Origin of the sequence: Mesorhizobium sp. XAP4 (assembly GCF_029269325.1) — a bacterium.
GTDB lineage: Bacteria > Pseudomonadota > Alphaproteobacteria > Rhizobiales > Rhizobiaceae > Mesorhizobium > Mesorhizobium ciceri.
In genome coordinates, this window is sequence record NZ_JARIXW010000001.1 from 267,732 (window position 1) to 282,690 (window position 14,959).

Below are 14,959 nucleotides of genomic sequence, written 5' to 3' on the forward strand. Positions count from 1 at the left end.
AGGAGATCAATATGAGCGATTTCAATCTGAGTGCGTTTTCGCAAGCCATCGCCGATCTCGCCGCCCAGGCGGCACCGGCAACGGCTGGCTTCGCCACGCATCATCACCGCACGGCAAGCGCCTTCCACTGGCGTGACGGTTATTTCGTCACCGCCGAGGAGGCTGTCGAGGCCGGCGAGGAGATCGAACTGACGCTGGCCTCGGGTGAGGCGGTGAAGGCAGAACTGGTCGGCCGCGATCCGTCGACTGGCGTTGCCCTGCTGAAGCCGGCTACGGCCATCAACGCCGTGCCGTTGGCTAGGGCTGACGCGGTGCGGCCAGGCAACATTGCCATCGCCATCGGCAATAGCAACGGGTCGGCTCTGGCCGTTTCGGGCTCGGTCGGCGAAGTCGGTCCGGCCTGGCGCTCGATGCGCGGCGGCACCATCGACCGGCGCATCAATCTGGCCGTCGGTGCCGGCGGCCGTTTCGAGGGCGGCCCGGTTCTCGACGCCAAGGGTGCGCTGATCGGCATGCTGCTGTTCGGGCCGCGCCACCGGGCGCTGGTCATGCCTTACGAGACGATCGAGCGGGCGGTTGCGACGCTGCGCGAAAAGGGCCATGTCGCGCGCGGTTATCTCGGCGCCGGCCTGCATCCGGTACGCGACCGCGACGCGCATGGCGCGATGGTGATGAGCCTCGATGACGATGGTCCCGCCAAGGCCGCCGGTCTCTCTCTCGGCGATATCATCGTGGCGTGGAACGGTGAGGCGGTGCATGGCCCGCGCGACCTGATCCGCAGGCTCGGACCAGACAGTGCGGGCGCTTCGGTGACGCTCGGCGTGGTGCGCGGCGGCGAAAAGCGCGATGTCGGGCTGACCATCGGCGAAAAGCCGCTGAGCTGAGGGCATCCATGGACACGCTCACCAGCGACCGGATCATGCATGACGGTGCCGTCTCGCGGCGGCTGGTGGTGCTGATTGCGCTTGGCGATGCGTCGCGCGCCGAGCGCCTGGCGGCCTCGCTGGCCGCGAGCGATGACCTGCTGCCGGTGGTGGCCGGCAGGGCTGACGTCGCCATCGTTGACGACAGCAGCGGCGGTGCTGTGCCGGCCGCCATTCCCCGGGTTCTTCTATCGGGAGGCGCCAATGGCGAACGGCCCGCGGGCGAGGTGTTGGCCGTCCTCCAAACGGGCGCGGACGATTTGTTGATCGCTGCGGCGGCGCGGCTGGCGGCGGCCGGCTATCGGGTATCGGGCGAGCGCAGAACCGGACGCCATGAGGATTTCCATACTGGCGATGGCGAGCCGTTCGAAGATGAAGCCTCCGACGAGCATGCCGTCCGTCCTTCGCTGTCGCCGCGCGAGGCGGAAGTGCTGGCGCTGCTGGCCGAGGGCGCACCCAACAAGGTGATCGCGCGGCGGCTGAACATTTCCGTGCACACCGCGAAGTTCCATGTCGCCGCAATCCTGATCAAGCTCGGTGCCGCCAACCGCACCGACGCGATTGCCACTGCGATGCGGCAGGGGCTGGTGCTGGTTTAGTCATAAACCCTACGCTGCGTAACGCGGTGTCCGGCGTGTCGGGTCTTGCGCTGTGGTCGCCCGCCGCGCAAAGCTTCGCGTCTGACGTGTTGCAAGGGAGGCGCAAGGAAATGTCGCTCAAGGGAAAGACGCTGTTCATCTCCGGCGGATCGCGCGGCATCGGGCTGGCGATCGCGCTGCGCGCGGCGCGCGACGGCGCCAATGTGACGATCGCGGCCAAAACCGCCGAACCGCATCCGAAGCTGCCCGGCACAATCTATAGCGCGGCAGAAGAGATCGAGCAGGCCGGCGGCAAGGCGCTGCCCGTGCTGTGCGACATCCGTGAAGAGGCACAGGTGGCCGAGGCGGTCGCCAGGACCGTGGAAAAGTTCGGCGGCATCGATATCTGCGTCAACAATGCCAGCGCCATCCAGCTCACCGGCACGCTGGAAACCGACATGAAGCGCTACGACCTGATGCATCAGATCAACACGCGCGGCACCTTCCTGGTGTCCAAAATGTGCATTCCGCACCTGAAGTTGGCCAGCAATCCTCACATCCTGAATCTGGCACCGCCACTCGACATGAAGGCCAAGTGGTTCAAGAACCATGTCGCCTACACGATGGCCAAGTTCGGCATGTCGATGTGCACGCTCGGCATGAGCGCCGAGCTCGCCAAGGACGGCATCGCCGTCAATTCACTGTGGCCGATTTCGACCATCGACACGGCAGCCGTGCGCAATCTGCTGGGCGGCGCGACGGTGGCGGCAATGAGCCGTTTGCCCGACATCATGGCCGATGCTGCGCATGCCATCTTCATGCGGCCGGCGCGCGAAGCGACCGGCAATTTCTACATCGACGAAGAGGTGCTGCGCGCCGAGGGCGTCAGCGATTTCTCGATCTATGCGCCTGATGCGACCGGGCCGCTGGCCGGCGACTTTTTTGTCCCCGACGAGGTGTTTGCCCGCACGGACAGCAAGATCAGGAATATTTACTAGAGCTGTTCGTTTTGACGCGACGGGCGTCGAGCCAAGCCCTTCGCCACCCGCAGAGTCGTGGGAAAGCCCTGCTCGAACAAGGCGGTAGGGCATCGTTCCTGCGGGATTGATTCAACGTCCGGCAGGCGCAGGCTCACGCCTCGTCCTTCTTGCCTTTGCTCAGGCCCATCAGCCGGTCGATATAGGCGAGCATGAGCGCCGAGACGACGAAGGCGAGATGGATGATGGTCAGCCACATCAACTGGTCGGTCGTGTAGGACGATGAGTTCAAGAACACCTGCAAGAGGTGGATCGACGAGATGGCGACGATGGTCGAGGCAACCTTGACCTTCAGCGAACCGACATCGATGGTGCCCAGCCAGTGCACACCGCCGTCCTGGTCGTCGAAGCGGCTGACGAAATTCTCGTAGCCCGAGATGATGACCATCACCACCAGCGAGGCAACCAGCGCGGCATCGATCAGGCCGAGCATCTTCAGGATGGTGTCGGTGTCACCGAGCGTGAACGCCAGGCTAATGAACTCATAGAGCTTCTTGCCGAAGGACAGCGCATAGACGGCCAATGCCAGGGCCAGGCCTATATAGAAAACGACGAGCAGCCAGCGTGAAGCGAGAATGATCGATTCGATGGCGAGTTCGAGACGCTTCATGGGATGATTCCGGCGGGTTGATCTCTCAGCAATGGCCGTATTCGACGAGGCCGCCACCGTTTGCAAGACAAAAAACCCCGCCGAACAAGGTCCGGCGGGGCTCAATGCGTCCCGCTGGAGTCGGGACGGGGCAGGGAACGCCCAGCACCGAATCTGGGGTGGCTGCGCTCGCGATTCAATGAGCCGTGTCTAACGCCCGTACAATTCTTGTTGAACCCCGCACATCCATCCACCCCCGGCTGTGCCGGGGGTGGATGCTTCTCTTGCCGATTCCACAAACCGGGTCATGATTTTGAAATCATGACCTAATTGTTGCTGGCGACCGGTGCCACCAGCGAGGTGATGCGGCGGATGGCGACGCGGCGGTTCTCGCGGTTGGGCGCCGCCGTGTTGACCTTCAGATACTCCTCGCCATAGCCCTGTGTCGTCAGGTTTTCCGGCGGGATGCCGAAGGCATTGGTCAGAGCCTCCGCCACCGCTTCCGCACGGCGATCGGAAAGAGCGAGGTTAGCCTCCGGTGTGCCGACCGCGTCGGTGTGACCTTCGATCAGGAAGGTCTCGGCCGGGTTCTTCTTCAACAGCTTCTCCATGGCCGTCGCTACGCCCTCGAGCTTCTGCACCTCGGTGTCGGAGATGGAGGCCGAACCGAATTCGAAGTTGAGCGTGTCGAGATCGACGCGACGTGCGATGTCGCGCACGCGGGCCGAACGCTTGACCTCGTCGATCGAATAGAGGCGCTGGACCTTCTCGACCGGGGGCTGTTCGAGGAACTCGTAGTAGTCATCGGGGCTCTCGACGTCCTCGGAATCGAGAATGTATTCCCGGCGCGGGATGGTCAGCCGCATCGGCGGCAGGTCGTCGCCGGGATCACGCCAGTCGCTGTCATCTTGATAGTGCCGCTCGTCGACATAGCTCAGCACATATTCGCGTCCATCCGGCGCGATGCGCGAACGCTGGATAACGTCGCCATAGCGGTTGCGGATGGTGACGATCCGGACACCGTTGTCACGCTCGACGATTTCCCGGGTGCGATCGCCCGACAGATCCTCATAGTAGACTTCTTTGGCACCGCGGGTGACGCGCGGGGCGTCATTGCTCTGGACAAATGTCTGGTTGTTGAACTGCAGGATGACGCGATCGCCGAGTTTCCTGACGACGTCGACGCCTTTCGGACGCCGACGATCGCGGGCGATCTCATCGGGCGCACGCTCTACGCGCGTGCCCTTCTCCTCGGTCACCGGGACGATCTTCTCGGGCTTGATCTCCTGCTGTGCGGCCCTGTCGTCGGTGGGCGGCGGACCCTGGTCGACGGGAGCAGCCACCGGCTTGCGGCCCTGATCGCCACCTTGCTGGGCATTTTGCCCGCCATTCTGCTGCTCGCCATCCTGCGGGACGATCTTGTCGCCCTGCTTGCGTCCGCCTCTGCGCTCGGCGTCCTTCTGGCTGTCCAGGATGGGGGCGGCGTTTGGATCAGCCGGTGCTTCGCCCTGCACCGGGTTTTCGCCCTGTGCCGGTGCTGCCGTCTGACCATTGGCCGGTTGTTCGCCGGTGGCGGGTTGTTCGGCCGTCGCCGGCTGCTCGCCAACAGGTTTCCTGCCGTGCTTCTTCGTCGTGTCCTGGGGCTGCTCGCCTTGGGCCGCCGGCTGCTCGCCGGCAGGGGCCGTCGCCTCTCCAGCGGGAGCTTCCTTCGGCGCCGGGGCGACTTCAGGTTGGGCTTGCTGATCCTGCCTGTTCTTCTTGCGCGGCTGGGCCTGTTCGCCGGGCTGATTGTCGTTGGCCGGCGCGACCTGTTCGGCCGGCGTCTGCTCGGTCTGCTGCTGCTGATCACGCTTCTTCCTGCGCGGCTGCTGTTCCCCTGCGGGTGCTGCCTGTTCGGCCGGCGCCTGCTCGGTCTGCTGCTGCTGGTCACGCTTCTTTCTGCGCGGCTGCTGTTCCCCTGCGGGTGCTGCCTGTTCGGCCGGCGCCTGCTCGGTCTGCTGCTGCTGGTCACGCTTCTTTCTGCGCGGCTGCTGTTCCTCTGCGGGTGCTGCCTGTTCGGCCGGCGCCTGCTCGGTCTGCTGCTGCTGATCACGCTTCTTCCTGCGCGGCTGCTGTTCCTCTGCGGGTGCTGCCTGTTCGGCCGGCGCCTGCTCGGCCTGCTGCTGCTGATCACGCTTCTTCCTGCGCGGCTGCTGTTCCTCGGCGGGAGCGGCCTGTTCGGCGGGCGCCTGCTCGGCCTGCTGCTGCTGGTCGCGCTTCTTCCGGCGTGGCTGCTGCTCCTCGGCGGGCTGCTCGCTCTGGGCAGGCGCGGCCTGCTGTTCAGGCTCGGCCTTCTTGCGCTCGTGTTTCTGTTCGGGTTCCGCCTGCTGCTTCTGCGCGCAGGCCTCGGCCGATTCGCCCTCGGCGCATGCTGCTTGCGCCAGGATGAATGGGGTTGCCGTGCGCTGGGCAAGACCGGACGCGACACTTCCCTGAAGCGGGAACGCGCCCAACGGCGCGGATGCCATCAACAGGCCAAGTGCGGTGCCTGCCAGAATCCGTGGTTGGCGTTTCATCGAAATTCTCCTTGTGGGGTCCCATCCTTGCCGAAACCGATCTTGTGCCGATTGGTTCCAGTCTGGCACGGATAGAGGCCGTACGGGGCGATTGACCGACCTTTTGAAGGCAACTTCATGTCATTCACCTGGCGATAGCCGCAATTGCGACCATTGCCGCGCTTGACCTTGCCCGCGGCTGGGGCCACATCCGGGAAATGGAAACGCCATTCTGGAAAACCAAGGCGCTGGAGGCGATGAGCCCGGCCGAGTGGGAATCGCTGTGCGACGGCTGCGGTAAATGCTGCCTGTCAAAGCTTGAGGACGAGGACACCGGCGAGATCTACTGGACCAGCGTCGGCTGTCGGCTGTTCGACGCCGAGACCTGCCGCTGTTCGGACTACGCCAACCGGCTGGCGCGCGTTCCCGACTGCGTCGGGCTGACGCCGCAGAATGTGCGAACCATCAGTTGGCTGCCCAGTACCTGTGCCTATCGGCTGGTTGCCGAGGGCCGCGACCTCTACTGGTGGCACCGGCTGGTGTCTGGCAGCGCCGAGACCGTGCATGAAGCCGGCATCTCGATGCGCGGCCGGGTCAAGGCGAGTGAAACCGATCTTGCCGAGCCGGAAGACTATTTTGACTATGTGCTGGACGAGGAGCCGTAGGACCAGCCGCGGCGAGCAACAGCCCTACGTTCGAAGGCATTTGGCCAATCCGCGGGGGGTCGGAATCGGGCGCCGAGTCAGGCATTCCGGCCTTCACCAAGGGCTGGGGAGGATGGCGAATGGCCGGAACTTCCTTCTTCCCGCCATATGAACCGGAGATGAACGGCAGGTTCGTAAAGAGTTCAGACAGGCAAGCGCATTCTCCCCCCCATTGGTTCACGAGGACGGGCGAAGGCCCGCAAAAAGGAGAGAAGACGATGTTCAACACGATCAAGACGGCAGCCCTTTCGGCCCTGGTCGGTCTCGGCACGCTGGCGGCCGTTCCCGCCCACGCCGACAGCCTCTATCTCGGCTTCGGCAACAACAACGACCCGCGTTTCGGCGTCTATACCGGTGACGACGGTTATCGCCATCGCCGTGATGAACGCCGCGGCGACTGGCGCCGTGGCTGCTCGCCGGACCGCGCCCTCGACAAGGCCGAACGCATGGGCCTCCACCGGGTCCGCATCGTCGACGTCAACCGGCGCACGGTGAAGGTGGCGGGCCGTCAGGACGGCGACCGTGTCGTGGTGGTGTTCGCCAACGAGCGCGGCTGCCCGGTTATCTATCGCTGAGGTTCGACAATCAAGGCCGACCCCTCTTTGAGGGTCAGCCTGGCAGCATGATCTTTAGCAAGATCAGCTGGGACTAGCGGAGCCCCTTTCCGTTTGAAGGGTGTGGCTCGAAAAAACCCCGCGGGAGCAATCCCGCGGGGTTTTTCATGCGCGCTATTGGCTGGTGATGCATCGGTGGCTGGGCAAGACCCAGCCACGGATCCTCAGAGCCGCTTACTTCAGTTCGAAGGTGACGGTCACCTGGACATTGTAGGAATTCTCGCCGGCCTGCACGGGAGCCGCGCCACCCGCCGCGGCATCGAAGGCCTTGGCGTTGATCGGCATCGGCGCCGGCGCAATGTTCTGATCTGATATCTCGAGCACCCGGCCGAGGCTGGCGCCTGCGGCCTCGGCCAGCGTCTTGGCCTTGGCCATGGCGTCGGCGACCGCCTTCTTGCGCGCCTCGGTGACCGTGGCTGCCGGGTTGTCATTGGTGAAGGCGATGCCGCCACCCTGGTTGACGCCGAGCGACACCGCCTTGTCGAGGATCTCGCCGGTCTTGTCGACATCGCGCACCCGCACCGAAAGCGTGTTGGTCACCTGATAGGCGACGAGTTCGGCTTCCTGGCTGCCGTCCGGCTTGTTGGTGTAGTTGTAGCGCGGGTTGATCTGGATGCCGGCGGTCTGCAGGTCCCGGTCCTTGATGCCGGCGGACTTCATCGCCGCGATCACGGCGGCCATGGCGTCATTGTTGGCGTCGAGCGCGGCGCGCGCGGTCTTGGCCTCGCGCATGACGCTCAGCGTCAGGACCGCCAGATCGGGGGCCACGGTTGCTTCGCCTTCGCCCGACACGATGATGCGGGGCGGCGTCGGCAGATCGGTGGCTCCAGCCATCGCCGGAAAAGCGATTGCAGCGGCGAGCGCGAGAGGCAAAAGATGTCTGGTCATGAAAATCTCCTTGGTCTGCGATCAAGTCGCAGACGTCGCGTAGAGCGCGATTATGGGTTGATTTGGGCGATCTGGGGAAGCCCGTCGGGAAAGCCTTGTGCCGCGATGCGAAAAACATTAATCCAGCCCGCGTGGGGCCTGTAGCTCAATGGTTAGAGCCGGCGGCTCATAACCGCTTGGTTGGGGGTTCGAGTCCCTCCGGGCCCACCATTATCGTTAGGTCCGTTCCGGACACATAGGTTACGGTTTATACCGGAGACATGGGTAACACTTTTGGCCCGAAGGGGTTTTGGAGTGGTTCGAGCCTGCATGTCTCATCGTCGAAATATCCCAAATCATAGTCCATGAAGCTAGCCAGCCAGATATGGTCCTCGACCTGTTTGATTCCGACGGTCTGGCCGGCAAAGACAAGGCTGAGGTTGATCTTCTTGCGGTTATAGCAGATGCGGCCGCAGGTGGTGACGGTGACGGCCTTGTCGTGAAACGGGTAGTCGAGATCGGGCAAGCGGGTGTAGGGACGCGTTGAGGGGGTGTAGCGCTCGGCCGGGCAGTCCATGTCGAGCGCCTGGTGCGGGCGTTGTGAGTTGAACTCGTCGATGAAGTCATCGAACCTGGCCTGCTGTTGAAGGAAATTGGCGCCGGCCGGTTTGGTGGTCTCCTTCTTGAGGGTGAGGTGCATGCACTCATGGCGGCCATTCTGCTGCGGACGGCCCGGCTTGATGCGCTCGATGTCGATGCCCAGGCGCAGCCACCAGACCGACAGTTTGCTGAGATTGAACAGCGCGTTGGGGGCTGGCGAAGGGAACGCCATTGTCGGTCCTGATCGCGCTGGGCAGGCCGAACTCTTTGAAAACGCTTTCGAACACGGTGAAGGCATAGGCTTCCTTGGTGGTCGAGAGCGCCTCGCAGGCGATGAGATAACGGCTGGCGAAGTCGGTGATGGTCAGCGGATAGCAATAGCGCCGATCGGCGAGCATGAACTCGCCCTTGTAGTCGGCACACCAAAGATCGTTAGGGCGACAGCCGTTTGAAAGTGGTGTCCCCGTCGCCCTGTTGCGCCTGCGCTTGCGGCGCTCGACCATGCCGTGGCGGTCGAGCACGGCATGCACCGTCGAGATCGCGGGCCGGTGCACATCCGGATACAGCCGGGCCAGCCGCTCGCGTATCTTCGGCGCACCCCATGTCGGCTTGTCTTGCTTGAGGCGCACAATCAGCTTCTCGATTTGAAACGGAAGCTGATTGGCGTGGCGATAGGGCCGCCGCGATCGGTCCGTCAGCCCCTCCAGGCCGCTGTCGTTGTAGCGCGTGAGGATCTTGTAGCCGGTCTTGCGCGAGATATCGAACTTCCGGCAAAGCATCGCCATCTTCTCGCCGTCCAGCAGCCGGGCGACGAACTTCAGCCGCTCTTCCATGACGTTACACTCCCTCCAAGGCACCTTGCTCTCCTTGCAAAGGGCCGAAAGTGTAACCCATCTATCCGGAATGAACTGTCACCCATCTCTCGGGAAGGGCATTATTATCAATGGGTTTATTGACAGGTTCGCCACGAGGTTCGCCAAGCGCGTTACCAGCCGTACGACTCGGTCCATGCCCTGCACAGCCAACGCACCTGCGACGCTTCCCGGGAATAGAGTTCGGCATGGTCAATGTCGTCATGGCCGAGACATCCAACATCTGCCTGGTGGATGCCTCCGCTTCGGCGAGATAGACCCCAAGTGACTTCCGCAGACCATGCAGCGTAAGGCCCTTCGGCAATCCCGCGAGAGCGCACCAGTGGGTCATAGCACCGGTCAGAGATTTCGGCGAGAAAGGTTGGCCATATTCCGTGACTAGAACTGTTTCGCCGCGCCGGTCGGCGCGGAGATGCCAAAACAGCAGTTTCGCTACCCCGGAACTGCGCCGTGAAAGGCCAATCCATGATATGCCTGCCACTTCAAGGTTCTACCGTCCCTTGCCGTGCTGCCCAGTCGTATGGGTACAGACAGTAAAAATAGCCGGTACGCTCGGTGGCGATGTATTTGAGGTGGGTGCCGTTGGGCAGCCAGACGATGTCGCCAGGGCGGCATTCGTGGCGGCCGTCATCCAGTTCGATCGTCAGCGTGCCTTCATGGATGAACAGCACCTCGTCATAGGTCACGGTCCAGTCGATCGAGGCGTTCTCCAGATACTCGATGCCGCCGCCCATGGTCCGGCTGATCTCGGCATTGATCACGCGCGCGATCGAAGACGTTCCGGTCGGCGTGACCGATGGCTTTAGGGTCAACTCGCTGTGCTTGAAAATCTTGGCCTTGGACATCGTCATCCCTTTTTTGCGCGAAGATTGGCTTTGGAGGGAGTGACGCCGGACGGAGCCAGCCCGGCGAGCCATCTCGTCACCGGATCGAGCTTGCGCCCGGCATGTTCGAAATCGTCACGCCGACGCACAGCGCCGCGGACAAAATGTGCACCGACAAAGCGAAAGGGTTCGGGCGGGAAACCGCGCGTTACCGGACGAACCAGCGCCGAATGCGTCAGTTCCGATTCACCGTCAGTCAACAGGCCGGTGAGGATCTCGCCGCCGATATAAGCCATTGTCGTGCCATTGCCGGAAAAGCCATAGCCGTAAACGACATCGCGGTTGGCGCGCAAAGCGCCGAAAAGTGGCACGCCGCTCACCGTCCGGTCGATCGGGCCGTTCCATGATGTCTCGAGCGGAAAATCGGCGAGCGCCGGGTGGCCGTCCCGCAGCGCGCGACGCATTTCGGCGACACGGGGGGACTGGCCATGGAAACGCTGGTCGACGATGCCGCCGAAGCCAATAACGCCACCGCTGACGCCGACGGACAGCCGACCATCGCGCGTCGGAGACCAACCGCCAACGAAGACGCGGGAATCGATCATCAACGGCGCCCGGCGGTAGCCGATCTTGTCGAGAAGGTCTGGAATGGGCTGTGACATGGCGTCGTCGCTGGAGATGTTGAAGATCGCAGGGGCCAGTTCCGGAATCGCGCCGGACCAGGCATTCATGGCAAGCACGACCTTGCCGCAGGATACAGTTCCTTTCGCCGTTTCCACCGTGAGCTTGCCCCGTCGTGAAAACCGCTTCATCGGCGACTTTTCATAGATCCGAACGCCGCGCTTTAGCGCTGCACGACGCAGGCCGCGCACCAGGAATCCGGGATGCACTGTTGCCGACGAAGCGTCGAACGCGCCGCCGAGGTGGCTCGTCGTTAGGAAAATCTGCACCAGCAGTGGCGTCCCGCGAAAGACATTGGAATAATATTTGGCAAAGCCTGACAGGAAGCGGTTCGACGACAGTCGCATCAGCGCCAAACCGAGGCCCAGATTGAAGCCGATCAGCACCGAGACGAACGTTAGTGCCGCTGTGACCCACAGGCCCTTGAGCAGGACGGGAACCGCTAGCTGGATGAGATCCATCATAACTACTTTCTCGTCCTCACCCTGAGCAGGCGTTCGATGCCGTCGAACCCGGCCTGGCTGACGAGCGTAATGGCCAGATAAACCACAGCCGCGATCAGGTAGAAGATGAACGGGTGGCGGGTGGAATTGGCGCCAATGAAAGAAATGCGCATCAGCTCCTGAAGGCCGACCACCGAGACCAGGGCCGTGTCCTTGATCGTGGTCTGCCAGACGTTGTTGATTCCGGGAACCGCGATGCGCAGCATCTGCGGCGCGATGATGCGGCGAAAGATCCGGCCGCCCGATAGCCCGAGCGCGCGCGCGGCCTCGATATGCCCATTGGGGATCGCGCCCAGGGCCCCGCGCACGACCTCGGTCGAATAGGCGCCGGAGATCGCGCCGATGGCGATGACCGCGATGACGAACGCATAGCCGCTCTCCGCGACCCCGGCATAGCCGAAAGCGGTCACGACCTTGGTCACGAATTCAACCGAACTGAAAAACAGGAGGTAGATGATGAGCAGCTCGGGCACGCCGCGCACCAGCGAGGTATAGGCATCAACGAGCAGCGAGAGCGGAAATATCCGGGCCCATTTGATCAAGCCGCAGACAATGCCGATCACCAGCCCGGCCGCCATGCTGACGAGACCCACCAGGATCGTTATCGACGCGCCACGCAGGATGGCGGTCACCCAACCCGCTTCCCAAACCTGCCAGAGACCGAATTCCATCTGAGTTGCCCTAGTCTTGTCGTGCCAGCGAAGCGCATGCGCCCGGCGCTCCGGGCGCATGCGAGGGTTCCAAGGCGTTATTTGCAGGGCCGGGAAATGTCCGTCTTGAACCATTTCTCGCTTGCCTTGCCGACCGAGCCGTCCGCGATCAGCTCGCAAAGCGCCTTGTCGATCTTGGCCTTGAGTTCGGTGTTGTCCTGCGCGATACCGACGCCGATGCCTTCGCCAAGCGTCGGGTCGTATGTGCTCTTGATCTCAACACCGACCAGTTGGAAGTTCTTGCCGTCAGGCTTGTCCAGAAAATCCTGCAAGGCGGATTGATCGGCGAAAGCCGTGTCGATACGGCCGCTCGCCAGGTCGATCTGCATCTGGTCAAGCGTGTCGTAGGTTTTCAGGTCGGCATTCGGTGCACGCTTCTCGAGGAAATGCGCGTGGGTCGTGCCAGCCTGCACGCCGACCTTCTTGCCGTCGAGCGACTTCAGCAGCGTGTCGACGTCGGTGATCGCGGCCAGATCAGAACCCTTGGCCGCTACGAACATGTTGGCCAGTTCGGCATAGCCGACGCTGAAATTGATCTCCTTCTTGCGATCGGCGGTGATCGACATGCCCGAGATGATGACGTCGAAGCGCTTGGCCTTCAGCGCCGGGATCAACCCGTCGAACGCCTGCACGACAAAATGGCAGGTCACCGCGAGTTTGGTGCACAGCAACGCGCCGACATCGGCGTCGAAACCGGTGACGTTGCCACTGGCGTCGGACATGCTCCATGGCGGGTAGGCGCCTTCCGTTCCGATGGACAACTCGCCTTCGGCCGCCAATGCGCTTCCCATGCTTCCCGCGAGACATGCGAGCAGCGTCAAGACTTTCAGTTTCATATCAGTTCCCCTTGTTGTTGGTCTTCATTGCCGTTGTCCGGTACGAACCGGACGCTTCGAGAATGCTTCCCTCACAGTGTCCGTGCCAGGAATTGGCGCAGACGCTCCGAGCGCGGGTTGCCGAACAGCTCCGCGGGCGCACCCTCTTCCTCCACCTTTCCCTGGTGGAGAAACAGAACCTTGTGGGAGACCTCGCGCGCGAACTGCATCTCGTGCGTTACGAGGATCATGGTGTTGCCTTCCTCCGCCAGTTGACGGATCACGCGCAGCACCTCGCCGACCAACTCGGGATCGAGCGCCGATGTCGGTTCGTCGAAGAGGATGACTTTGGGACGCATCGCGAGCGTTCGGGCGATCGCGGCGCGTTGCTGCTGGCCGCCTGATAACTGGCCCGGATAATGAGCGTGCTTGTCGGCGAGCCCGACCTTCTTCAACAAGGCGTGCGCATGTTCGATGGCCTTCTCGCGGGGCTCCTTCAAGACGTGCCGGGGCGCTTCGATGATGTTCTCCGCCACCGTCATGTGCGGCCACAGATTGAAGTTCTGGAACACCATGCCGACGCGGGCGCGGATGCGTTCGACCTGCGCCATATCGGCTGGCCCAAGACGGCCGCTCGACAGCGGCTTCATCTTGATCACCTCGCCATTGATGGCGACCTTGCCGCCATCCGGCTGCTCCAGAAGATTGATGCAACGCAGGAACGTGCTCTTGCCCGAGCCCGACGAGCCGATCATGGAAATGACCTCACCGGCATGGGCGGTGAGATTGACGCCCTTCAACACCAAAAGCGAGCCGAAGCTCTTGTGAAGCTCGTCGATCTGCACGGCCGGCGTGGTGATCTTTGCCTTATCAGCGGGCGCCGGATCGGCCGCGACGGCAGGAAGGGTTGGCGGCGTCTGTTCGCTGCTGGTGTCCTGGGTTATCTCGACGGTTCGCAGGTCCGCCAGCGCACGATCGAAATAGCGCAGGCTGCTGGACAGGCAGGTGCGTTGCCAGTCTGGGTCATCCGGGATGAAGGCGCAACGCAGAGTGTCGCGGATCCGCTTGCCCAACGGCGAATCGAGCTTGCCGAACAGATGCAGCCAGTTGTCGGCCTGGACCGCTTCCATGACAGCCGGCCCATCCAACGTGCCGCATTCAACGACAAGCGGCAGCACGCGCGCGTTCGGCATCGCCTTGCGGACGGCATCGGAGACATAGCCGGTCGCCGTTGCCGTGATGCCGGTATCGGTCTTGGCGCCCTGGCCTGTCAGGACTGTCGCCAGCGCCGGCCCGAAGATGGATTTGCCCCAGGCAAGGCCGTGATGCTCGGAACTCGCCACAGAAAGCAGAGCCGGATAACCGTAAGGCCCGGCGCCGGTATGCAGGTCGAAGACGATGGCCTGGCGCGCCGCGCCGGCAAAGGTCTTCAGAATTTCGTTCAAGGTGCGGTTCGACCAGACCGGGCCGCCACCGCCGTAGAACATGCCGTCGGCGAACTCATACTGGCCGGCTTCGACGATCGCCGCCAGCCCGGCATGCCCAAGCCTTTTGCGCGCCACGGCGAGCTTCTCGTCGGCCGCTATGCGGTCCGGTCCCTCCCACTCGCGATACGCCATGGCGTCGTGCAGGCCGGCATAACCGTTGTTGACGGGAGCACTTGAAGACCAGTCGATGAAGTTGCGGTTGAGGTCGACATTGTCCTCGTTGACGCGCCGCGACCAAGCCGTACCCCAGGGATTGATGAGGTGAATGGCAAGGATGGCTGTGTCGCCGGGCAGACGCCGCAGGTTCTTCCGGCCGAGCCAGGCGGTCTGGCAAGTCGAGCCGAACGGGCCCTCGACACCATGCGTACCGGAAATGAGCACGATCAGTTTGCGCGCATCGCGGCGGCCAAGCAGCGCCACATCCGTCGCCAGCGTCTCGCCATCGGGGCCGTTCAGCGGATGAACATATTCAGACAGTTCCGCGCCGGCCCGCTCGGCGGCTTCGCGAAATCTCCTGCGAAGGACGGCGAAATCACGGGCATAGGCGGGGGCTGGCTCATCATGGCGCATGGTCGATCCCACCGGATCGCTGGCGGTTGCGGTCAATCCGTTCATTCCCTG

General features: G+C 63.1%; 13 protein-coding genes, 1 tRNA gene and 2 pseudogenes. 6 read left to right on the top strand and 10 right to left on the bottom strand.

Going from position 1 to position 14,959, the window contains the following annotated elements; genetic code table 11:
* Positions 1 to 11 precede the first annotated feature (11 nt).
* The 3 genes from P3C39_RS01400 (at position 12) to P3C39_RS01410 (ending at position 2,499) form a co-directional block, all read left to right on the top strand.
* Positions 12 to 884 carry a S1C family serine protease gene (locus tag P3C39_RS01400; RefSeq protein WP_275952494.1) on the top strand — a complete coding sequence of 291 codons (873 nt, stop codon included), beginning with the start codon at positions 12 to 14 and terminating at the stop codon, positions 882 to 884.
* Between the two features lie 8 nt (positions 885 to 892).
* The gene (locus tag P3C39_RS01405; protein WP_275952495.1) at positions 893 to 1,522 is read left to right on the top strand and encodes a helix-turn-helix transcriptional regulator; all 630 of its coding nucleotides are present in this window, start codon (positions 893 to 895) and stop codon (positions 1,520 to 1,522) included.
* 110 nt (positions 1,523 to 1,632) lie between these two features.
* Positions 1,633 to 2,499 (top strand): NAD(P)-dependent oxidoreductase, encoded by an 867-nt coding sequence (locus P3C39_RS01410; RefSeq protein ID WP_275952496.1) that lies wholly within the window; start codon positions 1,633 to 1,635, stop codon positions 2,497 to 2,499.
* Between the two features lie 133 nt (positions 2,500 to 2,632).
* Here P3C39_RS01410 and P3C39_RS01415 read toward each other — a convergent pair whose 3' ends face one another.
* Complete coding sequence (locus P3C39_RS01415) at positions 2,633 to 3,148, bottom strand: TIGR00645 family protein (RefSeq protein ID WP_013530171.1); 516 nt, start codon at positions 3,146 to 3,148, stop codon at positions 2,633 to 2,635.
* A 305-nt stretch (positions 3,149 to 3,453) separates the two neighbouring features.
* Complete coding sequence (locus P3C39_RS01420) at positions 3,454 to 5,682, bottom strand: OmpA family protein (RefSeq protein WP_063172862.1); 2,229 nt, start codon at positions 5,680 to 5,682, stop codon at positions 3,454 to 3,456.
* A gap of 197 nt (positions 5,683 to 5,879) precedes the next feature.
* Here P3C39_RS01420 and P3C39_RS01425 point away from each other — a divergent pair, with 197 nt between their 5' ends.
* Both P3C39_RS01425 and P3C39_RS01430 read left to right on the top strand, forming a co-directional pair.
* Positions 5,880 to 6,326, top strand: coding sequence for a YcgN family cysteine cluster protein (locus P3C39_RS01425; protein ID WP_013530173.1), 447 nt, complete (start codon positions 5,880 to 5,882; stop codon positions 6,324 to 6,326).
* Positions 6,327 to 6,583: 257 nt separating this feature from the next.
* Positions 6,584 to 6,940 (top strand): hypothetical protein, encoded by a 357-nt coding sequence (locus tag P3C39_RS01430; protein WP_013530174.1) that lies wholly within the window; start codon positions 6,584 to 6,586, stop codon positions 6,938 to 6,940.
* 213 nt (positions 6,941 to 7,153) lie between these two features.
* On the opposite strand, the gene P3C39_RS01435 is transcribed toward P3C39_RS01430, so the two are convergent.
* Positions 7,154 to 7,867 carry an SIMPL domain-containing protein gene (locus P3C39_RS01435; RefSeq protein ID WP_275952497.1) on the bottom strand — a complete coding sequence of 238 codons (714 nt, stop codon included), beginning with the start codon at positions 7,865 to 7,867 and terminating at the stop codon, positions 7,154 to 7,156.
* A 134-nt stretch (positions 7,868 to 8,001) separates the two neighbouring features.
* On the opposite strand from P3C39_RS01435, the gene P3C39_RS01440 reads away from it, so the two are divergent.
* Positions 8,002 to 8,077 (top strand) — tRNA-Ile (locus P3C39_RS01440).
* 37 nt (positions 8,078 to 8,114) lie between these two features.
* On the opposite strand, the pseudogene P3C39_RS01445 reads toward P3C39_RS01440, so the two are convergent.
* The 7 genes and pseudogenes from P3C39_RS01445 to P3C39_RS01475 all read right to left on the bottom strand — a co-directional run bounded on the left by P3C39_RS01445 (position 8,115) and on the right by P3C39_RS01475 (position 14,953).
* Positions 8,115 to 9,279: pseudogene (locus P3C39_RS01445) on the bottom strand (IS481 family transposase).
* A gap of 156 nt (positions 9,280 to 9,435) precedes the next feature.
* Positions 9,436 to 9,718 (bottom strand): annotated as a pseudogene (locus P3C39_RS01450) (tyrosine-type recombinase/integrase); the annotation flags it as partial.
* An 82-nt stretch (positions 9,719 to 9,800) separates the two neighbouring features.
* A complete protein-coding gene (locus tag P3C39_RS01455; protein WP_164747152.1) occupies positions 9,801 to 10,163 on the bottom strand; it encodes an AraC family ligand binding domain-containing protein in 363 nt (120 codons plus the stop codon).
* 2 nt (positions 10,164 to 10,165) lie between these two features.
* Entirely contained in the window at positions 10,166 to 11,287 is a 1,122-nt protein-coding gene (locus tag P3C39_RS01460; RefSeq protein WP_275952498.1) for an FAD-dependent oxidoreductase, read from the bottom strand.
* A 2-nt stretch (positions 11,288 to 11,289) separates the two neighbouring features.
* The gene (locus P3C39_RS01465) at positions 11,290 to 11,997 is read right to left on the bottom strand and encodes an ABC transporter permease subunit (RefSeq protein WP_063168719.1); all 708 of its coding nucleotides are present in this window, start codon (positions 11,995 to 11,997) and stop codon (positions 11,290 to 11,292) included.
* A gap of 77 nt (positions 11,998 to 12,074) precedes the next feature.
* Entirely contained in the window at positions 12,075 to 12,872 is a 798-nt protein-coding gene (locus tag P3C39_RS01470) for a transporter substrate-binding domain-containing protein (protein ID WP_224674940.1), read from the bottom strand.
* A gap of 71 nt (positions 12,873 to 12,943) precedes the next feature.
* Complete coding sequence (locus P3C39_RS01475; RefSeq protein ID WP_275952499.1) at positions 12,944 to 14,953, bottom strand: DUF2817 domain-containing protein; 2,010 nt, start codon at positions 14,951 to 14,953, stop codon at positions 12,944 to 12,946.
* Between the last annotated feature and the right edge of the window lie 6 nt (positions 14,954 to 14,959).

Coding starts and splice junctions, on each gene's coding strand:
- P3C39_RS01420 (WP_063172862.1), bottom strand. CDS start 5,682: ATGAAACGCCAACCACGGATTCTGGCAGGCACCGCACTTGGCCTGTTG.
- P3C39_RS01470 (WP_224674940.1), bottom strand. CDS start 12,872: ATGAAACTGAAAGTCTTGACGCTGCTCGCATGTCTCGCGGGAAGCATG.
- P3C39_RS01465 (WP_063168719.1), bottom strand. CDS start 11,997: ATGGAATTCGGTCTCTGGCAGGTTTGGGAAGCGGGTTGGGTGACCGCC.
- P3C39_RS01405 (WP_275952495.1), top strand. CDS start 893: ATGGACACGCTCACCAGCGACCGGATCATGCATGACGGTGCCGTCTCG.
- P3C39_RS01400 (WP_275952494.1), top strand. CDS start 12: ATGAGCGATTTCAATCTGAGTGCGTTTTCGCAAGCCATCGCCGATCTC.
- P3C39_RS01410 (WP_275952496.1), top strand. CDS start 1,633: ATGTCGCTCAAGGGAAAGACGCTGTTCATCTCCGGCGGATCGCGCGGC.
- P3C39_RS01455 (WP_164747152.1), bottom strand. CDS start 10,163: ATGTCCAAGGCCAAGATTTTCAAGCACAGCGAGTTGACCCTAAAGCCA.
- P3C39_RS01425 (WP_013530173.1), top strand. CDS start 5,880: ATGGAAACGCCATTCTGGAAAACCAAGGCGCTGGAGGCGATGAGCCCG.
- P3C39_RS01460 (WP_275952498.1), bottom strand. CDS start 11,287: ATGATGGATCTCATCCAGCTAGCGGTTCCCGTCCTGCTCAAGGGCCTG.
- P3C39_RS01415 (WP_013530171.1), bottom strand. CDS start 3,148: ATGAAGCGTCTCGAACTCGCCATCGAATCGATCATTCTCGCTTCACGC.
- P3C39_RS01435 (WP_275952497.1), bottom strand. CDS start 7,867: ATGACCAGACATCTTTTGCCTCTCGCGCTCGCCGCTGCAATCGCTTTT.
- P3C39_RS01430 (WP_013530174.1), top strand. CDS start 6,584: ATGTTCAACACGATCAAGACGGCAGCCCTTTCGGCCCTGGTCGGTCTC.
- P3C39_RS01475 (WP_275952499.1), bottom strand. CDS start 14,953: ATGAACGGATTGACCGCAACCGCCAGCGATCCGGTGGGATCGACCATG.